Origin of the sequence: Streptomyces sp. NPDC008313 (genome assembly GCF_042956125.1) — a bacterium.
GTDB lineage: Bacteria > Actinomycetota > Actinomycetes > Streptomycetales > Streptomycetaceae > Streptomyces.
Genome location: NZ_JBIBFR010000009.1, coordinates 22,253 through 38,520, shown reverse-complemented (window position 1 = coordinate 38,520; position 16,268 = coordinate 22,253). Strand labels below are relative to the sequence as shown.

Below are 16,268 nucleotides of genomic sequence, written 5' to 3'. Positions count from 1 at the left end.
GATGGTTGTGCGCGTACCCGGGACTCAACGCCCCAGGCGCCCGCGGACCATACCGACCATTGAGTTGAGTTCGTCGATGCGCATCTTCCGCGCAGCGACGTAGAAGACGCCGAGAAGCACGATCGAGCCGGCGACCAGAGCCGCGATGGACCCGAGCGTGCCATGCCCGAGGGCATCGGTGACGGCGAAACCGGCCGCGCCACCCGCCACCGCTCCGGGGACGGCGGCCAGACAGAGCCTCGCGTACGTGCGCAGCACCCGGGCACCGTCCAGGTCGCCGCCCAGCCTTCTGCGCAGCCGCTGCCATGCCACTCCGACGCCGACGGCGTAGGCGAGACCGTACGAGCCGGCCATGCCGACCACGGCCCACTGGGCGGGCAGGACGACGTAACACACGGCGGACGCGGCGGCGTTGACGGCGGCGACGACGACCGTGTTGTAGAAGGGGGTCCGGGTGTCCTCGTAGGCGTAGAAGCCGCGCAGCACCACGTACTGGACCGAGAACGGGATCAGTCCGAGGCCGAAGGCCATCAGGACGTACCCCATGGACCGGGCGACCGAAATGCCGCTGGGGCCGAAGAGCAGCGTGCACATGGGAATGCCGAGGGCGACGAACATGAAGGAGACGGGGACGATGGCCACGGCCGAGGTCCGCAGTCCCTGGGAGATGTCGTCGCGGACCGCGCCCGGGTCGCCGTCATGGGCGGCTCGCGAGATCCGCGGCAGCATCGCGGCCATGACGGAGACCGTGATGATCGCCTGCGGCATTCCCCAGATCAGCTGGGCGTTCGAGTAGGCCATGATGCCCGCGCCGCCCTTGCCGGACGCCTTGCCCGCCGCGGTGGCCAGCTGGGTGACGACCAGGACGCCTGCCTGGTTGGCGAGGACGAAGAGCACGGTCCACTTGGCGAGCTTGACGGCCTTGCCGAGACCGTGGCCCTTCCAGTCGAAGCGCGGGCGGAACCGGAAGCCGGTCTCGCGCAGGTAAGGGATCATCGCCAGCGCCTGTACGACCAGGCCGAGGAGGGTGCCGACGCCCAGCAGACGGATGCCGTCCGGCGGGATGTTGGTCACCTTCATACCGGAACTGGACGCCGTCCCGTACACCCAGAGGAACATCCCGAAGGTGAAGATCATGACGATGTTGTTGAGGACCGGAGTCCACATCATCGCGCCGAACTTCCCGCGGGCATTGAGGATCTGTCCCATGACGACGTGGACGCCCATGAAGAAGATCGTGGGCAGGCAGTACCGGGCGAACGAGACGGCGACGTTGTTCGACGCCGGATTGCTCGCGACGGCGTCCGACATCAGCTGGATCAGCAGCGGCGCCGCGAAGACGGCCGCCGTGACGATCACGCCGAGGGCGACCATCACGAGGGTCAGCAGACGGTTGGCGTAGGCCTCGCCACCGTCCTCGTCCTCCTTCATCGAGCGCACCAGCTGCGGTACGAAGACCGAGTTGAGGCCTCCGCCGACGGTGAGGATGTAGATCATCGTCGGCAGGGTGTAGGCGACGGTCCACGCGTCGCCCAGGGTCGCGGCACCGAGAGCCGCAGTGATGATCATGGTGCGGACGAAACCGGTGAGCCGGGAGACCAGCGTGCCCGCCGCCATCACGGCACTGGACTTCAGCAGGCCGGAGGCCCGCCCGCCCGCCTTCGGCGCGGGAGCGGGAGCGGGTGCCGCGGTGGGGGTGAGCTGCATGGTCTCGTCGGACATCGGTACCGACGCCGGTGCGACCGGCCCCTGACCGGCGGCCGGCGGATGGGCGGGACCGGGGACCATGGACGGCCCCGTGGCCGGGCTGCCAACCTGCTCCTGGTCACGGAAGAGATGAGCGAAGGCGTCGGTCTCGTGGCGCCCCTCGCCGGCCTGGGTGACCAGATCGTCGACGCCGACGAACTGCGTCGTACGGGCGTCGTCACCGTACGGCAGGTGCCGCGTGGGGCCCTCCGGCTCGGGGGCCGGCGTCTGGGCCCAGACACGTGGATCGGGGGCGTACTGCGACGTCGGCGGCCGGCCGTAGAGCGGGGGCTGCGGCTGGTAGGTGCCCGGGGGCGGCGGGGGATGCGCGGCGCGGTCGTAGAGCGCCTCGGAGACCGGGTCCTGGGCGGAGAGGTCCTGCGCCTGGTACGGATCCTGGGCGTAGGCGTCCTGAAGGTAGGCGTCCGCGGGGGGCCCCGGCGGCAGGTGACCGGGCTCGGGCGGTGGGCCCTCGGGGTACCCCGAGCTGCCCGCGGCCTGACCGCGGTCACCGTCGTACGGCGCGTTCATGGTTACCCCACCTCATCGTCCCCGGGCCCGGGGGCCACGACATCGCTCAACGGTCCACTCTCTCACCCGTGCCGGACGGGTCGGCGTTTTCCGGTGCGGTGTCCGGTGCCGGGTCACTCCGCTGGTCCGGGGCGTCCTCCCGTACCGGATCCCCGTCGGAGGACGCCGTCGTACCGTCCCCGCCGTCGGCATCGTCCTCCTCACCCGGGCCGTCCTGCTGGTCCGCCGCCTGCCGGGCCGCCGCACGCTTGCGCTGCGTGTACATACGGAATCCGGCGAGCACGAGCAGCAGTACACCGCCGCCGATGACCAGCATCACCGTGGGGGTGATCTCGGTGACCTTCACTTCGAAGGTGACGGCGGGACCGTACGCCTGGCCGTCCTCCGTGTACAGCTGCGCGACCACCGTGACCGGACCGTTGGCGTTGGCGGAGGTGGTGAACTTCACCGACTGGCTGTGCTCGCCCGCGACCTTGATCTGCTCCTCGGCGTAGGGGCCGTCGCCGATCTTGAGGCGGGTGGGCTGCTTCGACGTGAGGCGCAGCTTCAGATGATCGACGCCCTGCACGAGGTTGTTCTGCACGGTCACGGGGATCGTGGCGCTGCGGCCCGACAGCTTGGCGTCCGACTTCTCGATCAGTCTCACCAGTCCGGTGAGCTCGTCGAGGTAGGACCGCACGCCCTCACGGAACATCTTCGCCTCGGTGGCACGGCCTCGCCACGAGGTGGACATCCCCCGGTCCATGGCGCGGCCGAAGGGGGTGACCACGCGGGACGCGTTGCTGAGGACCACCGTGAACTTGTCGAGCTTTTCCTGTGTTTCCTGGATCTCCTCGAAGGCGGACAGCGGCAGCTCCTGCTTGCGCAGGGAGGACGGATACGAGGAGCCGGAGGGCACCCTCGTGGTGGCGCCCGCGTCCGGCTTCGCCTTGGCCGCGGCGGACAGCTTCTGCGACTCCGACCAATGGCCGTCCTGCAGTGCCGTGACCGCCTGCGCCATGGTCTGTGCCTGGCCGGCCGAGGGCATGCGCTGCGGAGCGACGACGATGTTCCGCTGCTTGCCGGGGTCCTGGAGGTTGATCATCAGGCTCTGTGCGAGGAACCTCTGCACGGCGAGTGTGGACGTACTGGCCTTCGTCATGTCGCCCTGGAACGCCTTGGACAGCTGGGCGTCCGCCACCACCGCCGTCGTCCCCCCTCCGACGGGGCGGGCGGCGCTGGGGGTGTAGGCCAGGCCGCCGGTCTCGCGCAGGCTGTCGCTGCGGGCGATCACCTTGTCGGAGCCGGCGGAGGTGGCGACCTTGACGATCGACGGGTCGACGGCACCTTCGGCGGGCCAGGCGAAGTCGGTGCTCGGCGTGACGTGCAGGATCGTCTTCACCGTGATGGATGCCGCGTCCGTGGCGCCCTTGAGGTGACTCAGGGAGCCGGTGACCTTCCTGCCGTTGTGGGCGAGCGAGGCCAGATCAGGATCGGCGAAGGGCAGAGCGACGATCTCCTTGTCGGCGACCGTCTTCTCGAGCTTGGCGAGCCACTGTTTGGCGACCGCCTGGCTCTTTCCCGCCACCGTGCCGCCGGCGCCGCGGATCCGGTAGGTGTGGGTCATGGCGTCGACGGATGCCAGCAGGTCCGGGTCGACCACCCAGGTGACGTCCAGTTCGCTGCCCAGCGAGAGGAGCTGGTCCAGGCGCCCGCCCGGTGACAGCTCCTTGGCCAGGTCGTCGTTCTGGAAGACGGGCGTCTGCTGCTCGTCCGAGCCGGTCTCGGCCGTGAGGTGGACGGTGGAGATCAGCGGCCAGAGGTAGGTCGTGCGGTTCTTCGTGTCCGCCGGATCGGGCTGCCAGGGCAGCAGCGTCCGCTGGATGCCGAGCACCTGCTCCCACTGCTGGGACGCGGTACGGCCCGAGAGGGAGACACCGAGCTGATAGACGCCGTCGGCGCCGAGGTCCAGCTCCTTCACCGGCACCTCGATGCTGAAGGGACGGGAGACGCCCGCGGTGAGCTTCGAGAACTTCTCGACGTACTTGCCGCCCACCTCGGTCCCGTCCAGGCCCGGCTGGAACGCGCCGCGCTTCGCGGCGCTGTCGATGGCCGACCGCCCGCTCAGGCTCGACCCGACACGGAGCCCCACGTGGGCGTCGGTGACGGCCTGCTTGCCCTTGTTGGTGACCGTCCCGGAGACGGTGAGAGTGTCACCCTCCGTGGGAACGCTCGGGGTGAGCGCGTCGACGGCGACGGCGACCGTCCCTGACCCCGTGGCGTCGGTGAGGGAGCCGGGGGCGGCCGCGTGCGCGACCGGGCCGGAGGACAGCTGGATCACGCCGGCCAGCAGAGGCGCCCCGGCGAGCAGTGCTCCGGCGCGCCTGAGCCACCGGCGGGCAGGTGAGGGACTCATCCCCTGGAAGTCTGCCGCCTCGGCCACGCGCTCGCCCGTCCCTCGTCGTCGTCAGTGGTCGTTGGAATGTGCGTCCACGCATGGTAACGATGCGCGCTGAGGGGAAGTGCCGCGGACCACTCGGCAAGATCGGGGAAACGGGGAGGCCGTCCTCTATGTACCTGTATTGCGGGAGGTGCGCCCGCTCCTGTGAATCAGGACACCTGCGCACGTTCGACGGAGGCACCCGCGGACGGCCGGGCCACGTACCCTTTTCTGTTGTGCCGAACGCCAACGAAGACAATTCCAGTGCCCTGAGTCAGGTGCAGCGCCGCGCGGTGAGTGAGCTGCTGCGGGTGTCCCCTGTCGCCGACGACCTCGCCCGCCGTTTCCAGGAGGCGGGATTCTCCCTCGCCCTGGTCGGTGGCTCGGTCCGGGACGCGCTCCTCGGCCGGCTCGGCAATGACCTGGATTTCACGACCGACGCCCGTCCTGAGGACGTACTGAAGATCGTGCGGCCCTGGGCTGACGCCGTATGGGAGGTCGGGATCGCCTTCGGCACCGTCGGAGTGCAGAAGGACGCCCGCGTCGGGGACGGGCGGCAGTCCTTCCAGATCGAGATCACCACGTACCGCTCGGAGGCGTACGACCGGACTTCGCGCAAGCCGGAGGTGGCCTATGGGGATTCGATCGAGGAAGACCTCGTCCGGCGCGACTTCACCGTGAACGCGATGGCTGTCGCACTGCCCGAGAAGGAGTTCATCGACCCGCACGGCGGACTCGACGACCTCGCCGCTCAGGTCCTGCGCACCCCCGGCACCCCCGAGGAGTCATTTTCCGACGATCCCCTCCGGATGATGCGAGCCGCACGCTTTGCCGCGCAGCTCGACTTCCAGGTGGCCCCGGACGTCGTCACCGCGATGACGGACATGGCCGAGCGCATCGAGATCGTCTCGGCGGAGCGCGTGCGGGACGAGCTGAACAAGCTGATCCTCTCCGCCCACCCGCGTCAAGGCCTGACGCTTCTGGTCGACACCGGCCTGGCCGGGCGGGTGCTGCCGGAACTCCCGGCCCTGCGTCTCGAGCGTGATGAGCACCACCGGCACAAGGACGTCTACGAGCACACCCTCATCGTGCTGGAGCAGGCCATGGCGCTGGAGGAGGAAGGGCCCGACCTGACTCTCCGGATCGCCGCACTCCTCCATGACATCGGCAAGCCGAGGACACGCCGCTTCGAGGGGGACGGCCGGGTCTCCTTCCACCACCACGAAGTGGTGGGCGCCAAGATGACCAAGAAGCGGATGACGGCGCTGAAGTACTCCAACGAACTGGTGAGGGACGTCTCTCGCCTGGTCGAGCTGCACCTGCGCTTCCACGGGTACGGCACCGGCGAGTGGACGGACTCGGCCGTCCGTCGTTACGTACGCGACGCCGGTCCTCTCCTCGACCGCCTCCACAAGCTGACGCGCTCCGACTGCACGACGCGGAACAAGCGCAAGGCTGCGACCCTCTCCAGGGCGTACGACGGCCTGGAGGCGCGCATCGCGCAGCTTCAGCAGCAGGAGGAGCTGGACTCCATTCGCCCGGACCTCGACGGCAACGAGATCATGAAGGTTCTGGGTGTCGGCCCGGGACCGGTGATCGGGCAGGCCTACAAGTTCCTTCTGGAGCTACGGCTGGAGGAAGGGCCCATGGAGCACGACGCGGCGGTTTCAGCGCTCAAGGAGTGGTGGGCCGGACAGGGCTGACGCGATGGCGCCATGTTCACGTGAAACGTGGCGCCGGAACCGGCCTGGACAGCACTTTGGGCGGTGTTTCACGTGAAACACCGCCCAAAGGTGTGGACCCGACAACCTGCTACTTGGTTTCCTTGAGGCAGAGCACCACGTCGTGGCCGCTGCCCGACTGGATGTACGAGATCGTCGCGTCGGCGACGTTCTTGCACTTGCTGTCGTCGGTGCTGTCGTCGAACTTCTCGACGACCTTGTACTGCGCGTCGCCCGAGGAGCAGTCGACCGTGTTCAGGTCGGGCTTGATCGTCGTGCCGTCGTTGTGCATGCAGTTACCCACGGACACGGTCTCGGCGTCGCTCCGGCCGAGGTACCACTTGCCCGCGATCACGACTATCGCGACGACGATCAGCGCGACGATGCGCAGCGCCTTCTTGCCACCCCGCCCGGCCGGAGCGGGCGGCGGGACCGGCGCGCCCTGCTGGAACGGCGGGTACGGCTGTGTGGGAGACCCGGGCTGGCCGGGCTGCTGCCCCGCGGGCGTGCCCGGCTGGGATGCGTATGGATTCTGGCCCTGGGGCGGCGTGGTCACTGGGGGTCCCCCTCGAACGTAGGAGCGCCGTGGCGCGATATAAGACGCACGTAAGCTACCGGTCCCCACGGACAACTCTGTAGCCCGGATGGCCTCCGTAGCACTGATGTGACACTCATCGAGGGTCAAAGTGGGTCACAGCACCAGTAATCACCGTGCAGATGAGAGTCATCGTGACGGTGAGGAGAGCCGAGCGGCCGTCAGGCGGCTGGAGCAGAGCGGTGGTCGCGGCCGCACGGACGTGAGTGACGTCGGACAGCGCGTCGTAAACGGAGAAGATCCGGCCACGAAAGCACCGGCGAACGACAGCGGAAAGGTCCCCGGGTGAGTCACCCGGGGACCTTCACTGGCCGGAAAGGCTGAGCGCTTAGCGCTCGACCTCGCCCTTGATGAACTTCTCGACGTTGGCGTAGGCCTCGTCGTCGAAGTACTGGACCGGCGGGGACTTCATGAAGTAGCTCGACGCGGAGAGGATCGGGCCACCGATGCCCCGGTCCTTGGCGATCTTCGCGGCGCGCAGGGCGTCGATGATGACACCGGCGGAGTTCGGGGAGTCCCAGACCTCGAGCTTGTACTCCAGATTCAGCGGGACGTCACCGAAGGCACGGCCCTCGAGGCGGACGTACGCCCACTTGCGGTCGTCGAGCCACTGCACGTAGTCCGACGGGCCGATGTGTACGTTCTTCTCGCCCAGCTCCCGGTCGGGGATCTGCGAGGTGACGGCCTGCGTCTTCGAGATCTTCTTCGACTCGAGCCGGTCGCGCTCCAGCATGTTCTTGAAGTCCATGTTGCCGCCGACGTTGAGCTGCATGGTGCGCTCAAGACGGACACCGCGGTCCTCGAACAGCTTGGCCATCACACGGTGCGTGATGGTGGCGCCGACCTGCGACTTGATGTCGTCGCCGACGATCGGGACGCCCGCCTCGGTGAACTTGTCGGCCCACTCCTTGGTGCCGGCGATGAAGACCGGAAGGGCGTTGACGAAGGCGACCTTGGCGTCGATGGCGCACTGGGCGTAGAACTTCGCAGCGTCCTCGGAACCGACCGGCAGGTAGCAGATCAGGACGTCGACCTGCTTGTCCTTGAGGATCTGGACGACGTCGACCGGGGCCTCGGCGGACTCCTCGATGGTCTGGCGGTAGTACTTACCGAGACCGTCGAGGGTGTGACCGCGCTGGACCGTGATGCCCTTGTTGGGGACATCGCAGATCTTGATGGTGTTGTTCTCGCTGGCACCGATGGCGTCCGAGAGGTCGAGGCCGACCTTCTTCGCGTCGACGTCGAAGGCGGCGACGAACTCGACGTCACCGACGTGGTAGTCGCCGAACTGCACGTGCATCAGGCCGGGCACCTTGGCCGCCGGGTCGGCGTCCTTGTAGTACTCGACGCCCTGCACCAGCGAGGCGGCGCAGTTGCCCACGCCGACGATGGCTACGCGAACCGAACCCATTCCGGTTGCTCCCTGTGTGTACTCGGTGAAGCCCCGAACGGGCCTCACGTGGCGGTGTCGTCGGACGGATCCGGCCGGGTGCTGTCCCGGTGCCGGGGCAGGCCGCCCGTCTCTCCAGATGTGTTGTCCTGCTGAGCGGAGCCTTCGGGAGCGGAACGCTTCTGGTCCCGTCCCGCCCGCTCGCTCTCGATGAGCTCGTTCAGCCAGCGCACTTCGCGCTCCACGGACTCCATACCGTGGCGCTGGAGCTCAAGGGTGTAGTCGTCGAGGCGCTCCCGGGTACGGGCCAGGGAGGCGCGCATCTTCTCCAGACGCTCTTCCAGCCGGCTGCGGCGCCCCTCCAGTACGCGCATGCGCACATCACGGGACGTCTGTCCGAAGAAGGCGAAACGCGCGGCGAAGTGTTCGTCCTCGTAGGCGTCGGGGCCCGTCTGCGAGAGCAGCTCCTCGAAGTGCTCCTTGCCGTCCGCCGTCAGCCTGTAGACGATCTTGGCGCGACGTCCCGAGAGCGACGTGGCGAGGGCGTCCTGCGGCGTGAAACCCGATTCCTCGATCAACCAGCCGTTGGCGACCAGCGTCTTGAGGCAGGGGTACAGCGTCCCGTAGCTGAACGCACGGAACACACCCAGTGACGTATTGAGTCGTTTGCGCAGCTCGTAACCGTGCATCGGGGACTCGCGGAGCAGGCCGAGGACGGCGAACTCGAGGATCCCGGAACGCCGGCTCATCGTCGCCTCCCCTCTGTCGCGGCCGTTCGGCACGGACGTTATGCCGAGCTGATGTATCGACTCGATACATCAGCACGATAGAACGGTCATGCGCATGCGACAAGAGCGGGCGGAGTGAACGGCGTCACATCACTGATTCGTGGGAAGCAAGTTGCCTGATTTGGACCGAACTTCGGTCTAGGCGGGTTTTGGCGGTGCGTAGTCTGTGCGCCATGCATGCCACCGGGAACCGAGTGACGCCTGAGGACGTCCTTGTCCTCGGTGCGGTACGGGTGAATGAGGAAACGACCGCATCCGTACTTCGGGGGGACCGGAAACCAGCCGCCGTTTCCAGGCGCGCAAGGGTGCGCCTGCCCGAGGAGTAATCGTTCGATGAGCGAGCACCGTCGCAAACCGCCGCAGCCGCAGGGCGGCGGACGTGCCGCGGCCCGACGCGGCCAGTCCGGCCCGTCGTCGGCCCGTCGTGCCGCACCGCGAGGCGCCACCGGGTCTTCCTCCGGCTCCTACGAGCCGGAAGGTGAGGAGCGCCCGTTCGCCAGCCGTGCCGAGGCCCGCCGGGCCGCGCAGAGAGGCAGCGGCGGGGGCAGTCGCCGCAGAGCGGCCGACGGACCGGGGCGCGGAGGTCCCGGGGGACCCGGTCGCGGCCGGGGCCGGTCCGTACCTCCCAAGAAACGCTTCATCGACTACCCGCGTGCGGGCAGGTCCGGCGCCGCGCGCTGGGTCCCCTCCTGGCGGCTCGTGACGGGACTGTTCATCGGTTTCTTCGGAAGCCTGGTGGCCATCGCCGGTGTGGCCTACGCCCTGGTGGGTGTCCCGGACGTGGCCAAGACCGCCAAAGCGCAGAACAACGTGTACTACTGGGCTGACGGCAGCCAGATGGTCGCCACCGGCGGTGAGACGAACCGCCAGATCATCAGCTACGACGAGATCCCCAAGGAAATGCGCTTCGCCGTGATGTCGGCGGAGAACAAGACGTTCGAGACCGACAGCGGTATCGACCCCATGGGTATCGCGCGCGCCTTCGTGAACATGGCCAAGGGTGGTCAGACACAGGGTGGCTCCACCATCACCCAGCAGTACGTGAAGAACGCGATGCTGGACGACCAGTCGCAGACCATCTCGCGGAAGTTCAAGGAGCTGTTCGTCTCCATAAAGGTCGGCGCCGAGGTCAAGAAGGAAGACATCATGGCCGGCTACCTGAACTCCGCGTACTACGGCCGCAACGCCTACGGCATCCAGGCAGCCGCGCGCGCGTACTTCGACGAGGACGCCGCCGATCTGAACCCGAGCGAGTGTGCCTTCCTGGCAGCCGTGCTCAAGGGCGCCACGTACTACGACCCCGCCGGCTCGGTCTCGATCGACCCCGCGGCCACGGCCGAGGCGAACACCGCTCGGGCGAAGGCCCGGTGGAAGTGGATCCTCGACGAGGAGGTCAAGGACAAGCGCCTGACCGCCGAGGTACGGAACAAGTACACGGAGTTCCCCGAGATCAAGAGCCCGCGGTCGAACGTCGCTCTGAGCGGCCAGATCGGCTACCTCGTCGATCTCGCCAAGGCGTACGTCATCAACAACAGCGACAAGACCGGGATCACCGCGAACAAGCTCCAGCAGGGCGGCTACTCGATCTACACGACCTTCGACAAGAGGAAGGTCAAAGCGCTCGAAGAAGCGGTGAAGAAGGTCCGCAAGGAGAACATCAAGCCCGGTGCGCGGCCGAAGAAGGACAAGTACGTCCAGTTCGGCGGTGCCTCCGTGAACCCGGACAACGGGGCGATCGAGGCCATCTACGGCGGTGTGGACGCGACCAAGCACTTCACCAACAACGCCGATGCGACGGGCGCCCAGGTGGGTTCGACCTTCAAGCCGTTCGTACTCGCGGCCGCGATGTCATGGGGGGTGCGGGACCCCGACGGTGACGAGGAGCAGGCCCAGGACGAGCGGACGATCGTCTCGCCGAAGAGCCTCTACAGCGGCCAGAACAAGCTGAAGATCAAGGAGTACAACCACGACGTCTGGATGGACGAGGACGGCAACGAGTGGCTCCAGAAGAACGACGGCAATGAGTCGTACAACCCGCCCACGTACCAGATCGACCTCCGCGAGGCGATGCGTGAGTCCGTGAACTCCGCGTACGTACAGCTCGGCATGGACGTCGGCCTGGACAAGGTCAAGGAAGCGGCTCTCGACGCGGGCATTCTCGAGTCGAGCCTCGCCAGTTCCCACTTCCCGTCCTTCTCGCTCGGTACGTCATCTCCGAGTGCGATCCGCATGGCCGGTGCGTACGGCACCTTCGCGGCGAGCGGCAAGCAGAGCGACCCGTACTCCGTCGAGAAGGTCACCAGCAAGGAGGGCACCGTCTTCCAGCACGACGAGGACGCCGCCAAGAGCAAGAGGGCCTTCACCTCTCAGGTCGCCGACAACGTCACCGATGTGCTGAAGACCGTGGTCGACAAGGGAACGGGTACCGCCGCGCGGCTGAGCGGCCGTGACGTGGCCGGCAAGACCGGTACGACCGACGGCAACAAGTCCGCCTGGTTCGTCGGGTACACCCCGCAGCTCTCGACGGCGATCACGATGTACCGGATGGACGACAAGGCGTCCGGCAAGAAGCGCAAGTTCCTCGAGATGTACGGCACGGGTGGCCAGGAGAAGATCCACGGTGCCTCGTTCCCTGCCGAGATCTGGCACGACTACATGGAGCAGGCCCTCAAGCACACGCACCCGGAGAAGTTCCCGACGCCCGACCCGATCGGGACGATCATCAACGACAATCCGAGCCCGAGCGTGACTCCCTCACCCACCAAGAGTGTCGAGGAGAGTCCCACGCCGAGTGCGACCCCGACGGAGTCCGCACCGTCTCCCACGCCGACCCCGAGCGACACGTGTGGCCGCTTCGACTGGAACTGCTCGAACAACGGCGGCACGGGTACGGGTGGCACGGACACCGGGAGTACCGGCGGGGGAATCAGCCCCAGTCCGACGGACTCGACCGGCAACGGGAACACCAGAGGCAATGGCAACGGAGGCATTTTCGGAGGGCCGAACGGCTAGAAGTCACCGTGTGTGTTTCACGTGAAACACACAGTTTCACGTGAAACAGGGCCGCTGTACCGACCAGGTGCGGCGGCCCTCGGCGTATTCCAAGGCGGGTACGGCAGGATGTGCGGCATGCCCAGTGCAGAGATGACGCGGAAGAGCGTCCACGAGCCGGAGCAGGTGCGGCCCACCAAGGAGGACGAGGTCGCCGCGGCTGCCAGTGAGCTGATCGGCGGCCCTCTCGGACGACGTGCCCTGCCCGGTGTCACTTGGTGGACGCCTGTACGGGTCATCGCGCTCGTGGCCATCGGCATGTTCGCCCTCGGCATGGTGCAGAAACTGCCCTGCTACGACGGTGCCTGGTTCTTCGGGGCGAGCTCCCAGTACACGCACGCCTGCTACTCGGACATTCCGCACCTCTATCAGGGCCGGGGCTTCGCCGACGGACTCGTGCCGTACTTCGACCGGCTTCCCGGCGATATGGAGTACCTCGAGTACCCGGTGCTGACCGGCGTCTTCATGGAGGTCGCCTCCTGGCTCACGCCGGGCAGCGGGAGCATCCAGGACCAGGAGCAGTTCTACTGGATGGTCAACGCGGGGATGCTGATGATCTGCGCGGCCGTCATCGCGGTGTGTACGACGCGCACCCATCGCCGGCGCCCCTGGGACGGCCTCCTGGTCGCTCTCGCGCCCGCCTTCGCGCTGACGGCGACCATCAACTGGGATCTTCTCGCCGTCGCTCTGCTGGCCGCCGCAATGCTCATGTGGTCCCGGGGCCGCTCCCTCGCCTTCGGTGTCCTGCTGGGACTGGCCACGGCGGCCAAGTTCTACCCCTTCCTGCTGATGGGGCCGCTCCTTGTTCTGTGCTGGCGGGCGGGCAAGTGGCGGGAGTTCGGGACAGCGCTTCTCGGTGCCGTCGGGGCCTGGCTCGCCGTGAACCTCCCGGTGATGTATTTCGCACCCGAAGGGTGGGCGAAGTTCTACAGCTTCAGCCACGACCGCGGAGTGGACTTCGGTTCCGTCTTCCTGTTCATCTCGCAGTGGGCGAAGATCACCATCACCGCCGACACGGCGAACACCTACGCGCTGATCATGATGGCGGTCGTCTGTCTGGGGATGGCGGCGGTCACGCTCACCGCTCCGCGACGCCCGCGCTTCGCACAGCTCGCCTTCCTGATCGTCGCGGCCTTCATCCTCACGAACAAGGTCTACTCACCCCAGTACGTGCTCTGGCTGGTTCCCCTCGCCGCTCTGGCCCGGCCACGCTGGCGGGACTTCCTGGTCTGGCAGGCGTGCGAGGTCGCGTACTTCCTCGGCATCTGGATGTACCTCGCGTACACGACCAGCGGAGACGCCCACAAGGGGCTGCCGACCGAGGGCTACCAACTGGCGATCGCGGTACACCTTCTGGGGACCCTGTACCTGTGCGCCGTGGTCGTGCGTGACATCTTCATGCCCGAACGGGACGTCGTGCGCCGGGCGGGCGACGACGATCCCTCGGGCGGTGTGCTCGACGGCGCGGCGGACGTCTTCGTGCTGGGAGCCGCGGCCCATCCGCCGCGGCACGCGGCCCACCTCGACGGGCCGCAGGTGGAGTGGGGCGGTCACCGGGCGGATACCGGGGAGATTTCGCCCTGAGCGAACAGACGGAAAGGCCGTCATACGAAAGGCCGTACACGGGGAGCCGTGTACGGCCTTTCGTATGACCGCAGTGGAGTCGACGACGACTCTCGGCCCGGGTCGGGTCAGCGCTCGACGATCCGGTCGAACTGCGTGGTGGTGTGCCGCAGATGGGCCACCAGCTCCTCACCGACCTTCGGTTCCGGCGCGTCCGAGGGCACGAAGAGGATCGAGACCTGCATGTGCGGCGGCTCCGCGAACCAGCGCTGCTTGCCCGCCCAGACGAACGGGGAAAGGTTCCGGTTGACGGTGGCGAGGCCGGCACGCGCCACCCCCTTGGCCCGCGGCATGACGCCGTGCAGGGCCTTGGGAGCCTCCAGACCCACACCGTGCGACGTACCGCCCGCCACGACGACCAGATAGCCGTCGGAGGCCGCCTTCTGCTGCCGGTAGCCGAAGCGGTCGCCCTTGGAGACGCGGGTGACGTCCAGGACGGCCCCGCGGTACTCGGTCGCCTCATGGTCTCCGAGCCACAGCCGCGTCCCGATGCGTGCACGGAAGCGGGTCTGCGGGAACTGCTGCTGCAGCCGCGCGAGTTCGTCGGCCTTGAGATGGCTGACGAACATGGTGTGCAGGGGCAGGCGGGCGGCACGCAGGCGGTCCATCCAGCCGATGACCTCCTCGACGGCGTCCGAGCCGTCGGTGCGGTCCAGAGGCAGGTGGATCGCGAAACCCTCGAGCCGCACGTTCTCTATCGCGGCGTGCAGCTGGGCGAGGTCCTGCTCGCTCACGCCGTGGCGCTTCATCGAGGACATGACCTCGATGACCACTCGGGCGCCCACGAGCCCGTAGACGCCGTCCACGGACGACACGGAGCGGATGACGCGGTCGGGCAGGGGAACGGGCTCCTCGCCCCTCCTGAAGGGCGTCAGGACCAGCAGATCGCCGCCGAACCAGTCCTTGATCCGGGCGGCTTCGTAGGTGGTGCCGACGGCGAGCACGTCCGAGCCCATGCGCGTGGCCTCGTCCGCGAGCCGCTCGTGGCCGAAGCCGTAGCCATTGCCCTTGCAGACGGGGACGAGCCCCGGGAACTGCTCGGACACGTGCTTGTGGTGTGCCCGCCAGCGCGCGGTGTCGACGTAGAGCGTGAGCGCCATGGCCGGTCCCGGAACCTTTCTCGTGGCTGCCGTTTATGAGATGTATGCACGGACATTGTGGCGGATCCGCCGAACCGGTGGCCGATGCCGTGCGGAAGCGTCCGCACGGCACGAGGGCCGCCCGGGTCAGCGGCGCGACATGTAGATGTCGAGTGCCTTGTGGAGCAGCTTGTTGAGCGGGAAGTCCCACTCTCCGAGGTACTCGGCGGCCTGGCCGCCCGTGCCGACCTTGAACTGGATCAGGCCGAAGAGGTGGTCGGTCTCGTCCAGCGAGTCGGAGATGCCGCGAAGGTCGTAGACGGTCGCCCCGAGGGCGTAGGAGTCCCGGAGCATCCGCCACTGCATCGCGTTCGAGGGCCGGACCTCGCGGCCGATGTTGTCGGAGGCGCCGTAGGAGTACCAGACGTGCCCACCCACGACCAGCATCGTCGCCGCGGACAGGTTGACGCCGTTGTGCCGTGCGAAGTACAGACGCATACGGTTGGGGTCCTCGGTGTTGAGGGCCGTCCACATGCGCTGGAAGTAGGAGAGCGGGCGGGGCCGGAAGTGGTCGCGCACCGCGGTGATCTCGTAGAGCCGCTGCCACTCCGCGAGGTCCTGGTAACCGCCCTGGACGACCTCGACACCGGCCTTCTCGGCCTTCTTGATGTTACGGCGCCACAGCTGGTTGAAGTTCTTGTGGACCTCTTCCAGGGAGCGGTTGGCGAGCGGCACCTGGAAGACGTAGCGGGGCTGGACGTCACCGAAGCCGGCGCCGCCGTCCTCCCCCTGCTGCCAGCCCATACGGCGCAGCTTGTCGGCGACCTCGAAGGCTCGGGGCTCGATGAAGTCCGCCTCGATGTCACGCAGGCGCTTCACGTCCGGGTTCTGGATGCCCTGCTTGATGGAAGCGGCCTCCCAGCGCCGGATGATCACCGGAGGACCCATCTTCACCGAGAAGGCGCCCTGCTGCTTGAGGTGCGCCAGCATGGGCTGCAGCCAGTCGTCGAGGTTCGGCGCGAACCAGTTGATGACCGGGCCCTCGGGCAGATAGGCGAGATAACGCTTGATCTTGGGCAGCTGGCGGTAGAGGACCAGACCCGCGCCGACCATCTCGCCGTTGCGGTCGTCGAACCAGCCGAGGCTCTCGGAGCGCCATTCCGCCTTGACGTCTGCCCAGGCCGGGACCTGCATGTGGCTCGCCGCGGGCAGGCTCTGGATGTATGCCAGATGCTGCTCTCGACTGATGGTCCTCAGGGTCAGGCTCATTCGGGGCGCTCCTCGGGCTGGTGTGTCCCCATGGGTACAGGGGCTCCGGCTCTCGC

The 16,268-nt window shown here is 67.6% G+C and carries 10 protein-coding genes; 3 read left to right on the top strand and 7 right to left on the bottom strand.

Features of this window, described 5'->3' with window-relative positions:
- Positions 1-24: 24 nt before the first annotated feature.
- Both murJ and ACFY93_RS13815 read right to left on the bottom strand, forming a co-directional pair.
- Complete coding sequence (murJ, locus tag ACFY93_RS13820) at positions 25-2,277, bottom strand: murein biosynthesis integral membrane protein MurJ (RefSeq protein ID WP_391357465.1); 2,253 nt, start codon at positions 2,275-2,277, stop codon at positions 25-27.
- A gap of 46 nt (positions 2,278-2,323) precedes the next feature.
- Entirely contained in the window at positions 2,324-4,699 is a 2,376-nt protein-coding gene (locus tag ACFY93_RS13815; protein WP_391357462.1) for a DUF6049 family protein, read from the bottom strand.
- A gap of 233 nt (positions 4,700-4,932) precedes the next feature.
- Between ACFY93_RS13815 and ACFY93_RS13810 the strand changes: the two genes are divergently transcribed.
- Entirely contained in the window at positions 4,933-6,399 is a 1,467-nt protein-coding gene (locus ACFY93_RS13810) for a CCA tRNA nucleotidyltransferase (protein ID WP_391357461.1), read from the top strand.
- Positions 6,400-6,508: 109 nt separating this feature from the next.
- Here ACFY93_RS13810 and ACFY93_RS13805 read toward each other — a convergent pair whose 3' ends face one another.
- From ACFY93_RS13805 to ACFY93_RS13795, 3 genes are all read right to left on the bottom strand, one after another.
- Positions 6,509-6,973, bottom strand: a complete 465-nt coding sequence (locus tag ACFY93_RS13805) for a hypothetical protein (RefSeq protein WP_391357459.1) — start codon at positions 6,971-6,973, stop codon at positions 6,509-6,511.
- A 367-nt stretch (positions 6,974-7,340) separates the two neighbouring features.
- Complete coding sequence (locus ACFY93_RS13800; protein WP_391357458.1) at positions 7,341-8,423, bottom strand: inositol-3-phosphate synthase; 1,083 nt, start codon at positions 8,421-8,423, stop codon at positions 7,341-7,343.
- A gap of 44 nt (positions 8,424-8,467) precedes the next feature.
- Positions 8,468-9,151: a helix-turn-helix transcriptional regulator gene (locus ACFY93_RS13795; RefSeq protein WP_391357456.1), complete on the bottom strand. Its 684-nt coding sequence runs from the start codon at positions 9,149-9,151 to the stop codon at positions 8,468-8,470.
- Positions 9,152-9,523: 372 nt separating this feature from the next.
- Between ACFY93_RS13795 and ACFY93_RS13790 the strand changes: the two genes are divergently transcribed.
- Together ACFY93_RS13790 and ACFY93_RS13785 are read left to right on the top strand one after the other, a co-directional pair.
- Positions 9,524-12,202, top strand: coding sequence for a transglycosylase domain-containing protein (locus tag ACFY93_RS13790; RefSeq protein WP_391357454.1), 2,679 nt, complete (start codon positions 9,524-9,526; stop codon positions 12,200-12,202).
- Between the two features lie 117 nt (positions 12,203-12,319).
- Complete coding sequence (locus tag ACFY93_RS13785) at positions 12,320-13,825, top strand: glycosyltransferase 87 family protein (protein WP_391357452.1); 1,506 nt, start codon at positions 12,320-12,322, stop codon at positions 13,823-13,825.
- A 107-nt stretch (positions 13,826-13,932) separates the two neighbouring features.
- On the opposite strand, the gene ACFY93_RS13780 is transcribed toward ACFY93_RS13785, so the two are convergent.
- Positions 13,933-14,964 carry an alanine racemase gene (locus ACFY93_RS13780; RefSeq protein WP_391357450.1) on the bottom strand — a complete coding sequence of 344 codons (1,032 nt, stop codon included), beginning with the start codon at positions 14,962-14,964 and terminating at the stop codon, positions 13,933-13,935.
- 126 nt (positions 14,965-15,090) lie between these two features.
- Positions 15,091-16,212, bottom strand: a complete 1,122-nt coding sequence (femX, locus tag ACFY93_RS13775; RefSeq protein ID WP_391357447.1) for a peptidoglycan bridge formation glycyltransferase FemX — start codon at positions 16,210-16,212, stop codon at positions 15,091-15,093.
- Positions 16,213-16,268 lie beyond the last annotated feature (56 nt).

What these genes read in the sequence shown, in the direction of transcription:
- ACFY93_RS13780 (WP_391357450.1), bottom strand. Translation starts at nt 14,964, where the DNA reads ATGGCGCTCACGCTCTACGTCGACACCGCGCGCTGGCGGGCACACCAC.
- ACFY93_RS13795 (WP_391357456.1), bottom strand. Translation starts at nt 9,151, where the DNA reads ATGAGCCGGCGTTCCGGGATCCTCGAGTTCGCCGTCCTCGGCCTGCTC.
- femX (WP_391357447.1), bottom strand. Translation starts at nt 16,212, where the DNA reads ATGAGCCTGACCCTGAGGACCATCAGTCGAGAGCAGCATCTGGCATAC.
- ACFY93_RS13800 (WP_391357458.1), bottom strand. Translation starts at nt 8,423, where the DNA reads ATGGGTTCGGTTCGCGTAGCCATCGTCGGCGTGGGCAACTGCGCCGCC.
- ACFY93_RS13790 (WP_391357454.1), top strand. Translation starts at nt 9,524, where the DNA reads ATGAGCGAGCACCGTCGCAAACCGCCGCAGCCGCAGGGCGGCGGACGT.
- ACFY93_RS13785 (WP_391357452.1), top strand. Translation starts at nt 12,320, where the DNA reads ATGCCCAGTGCAGAGATGACGCGGAAGAGCGTCCACGAGCCGGAGCAG.
- murJ (WP_391357465.1), bottom strand. Translation starts at nt 2,277, where the DNA reads ATGAACGCGCCGTACGACGGTGACCGCGGTCAGGCCGCGGGCAGCTCG.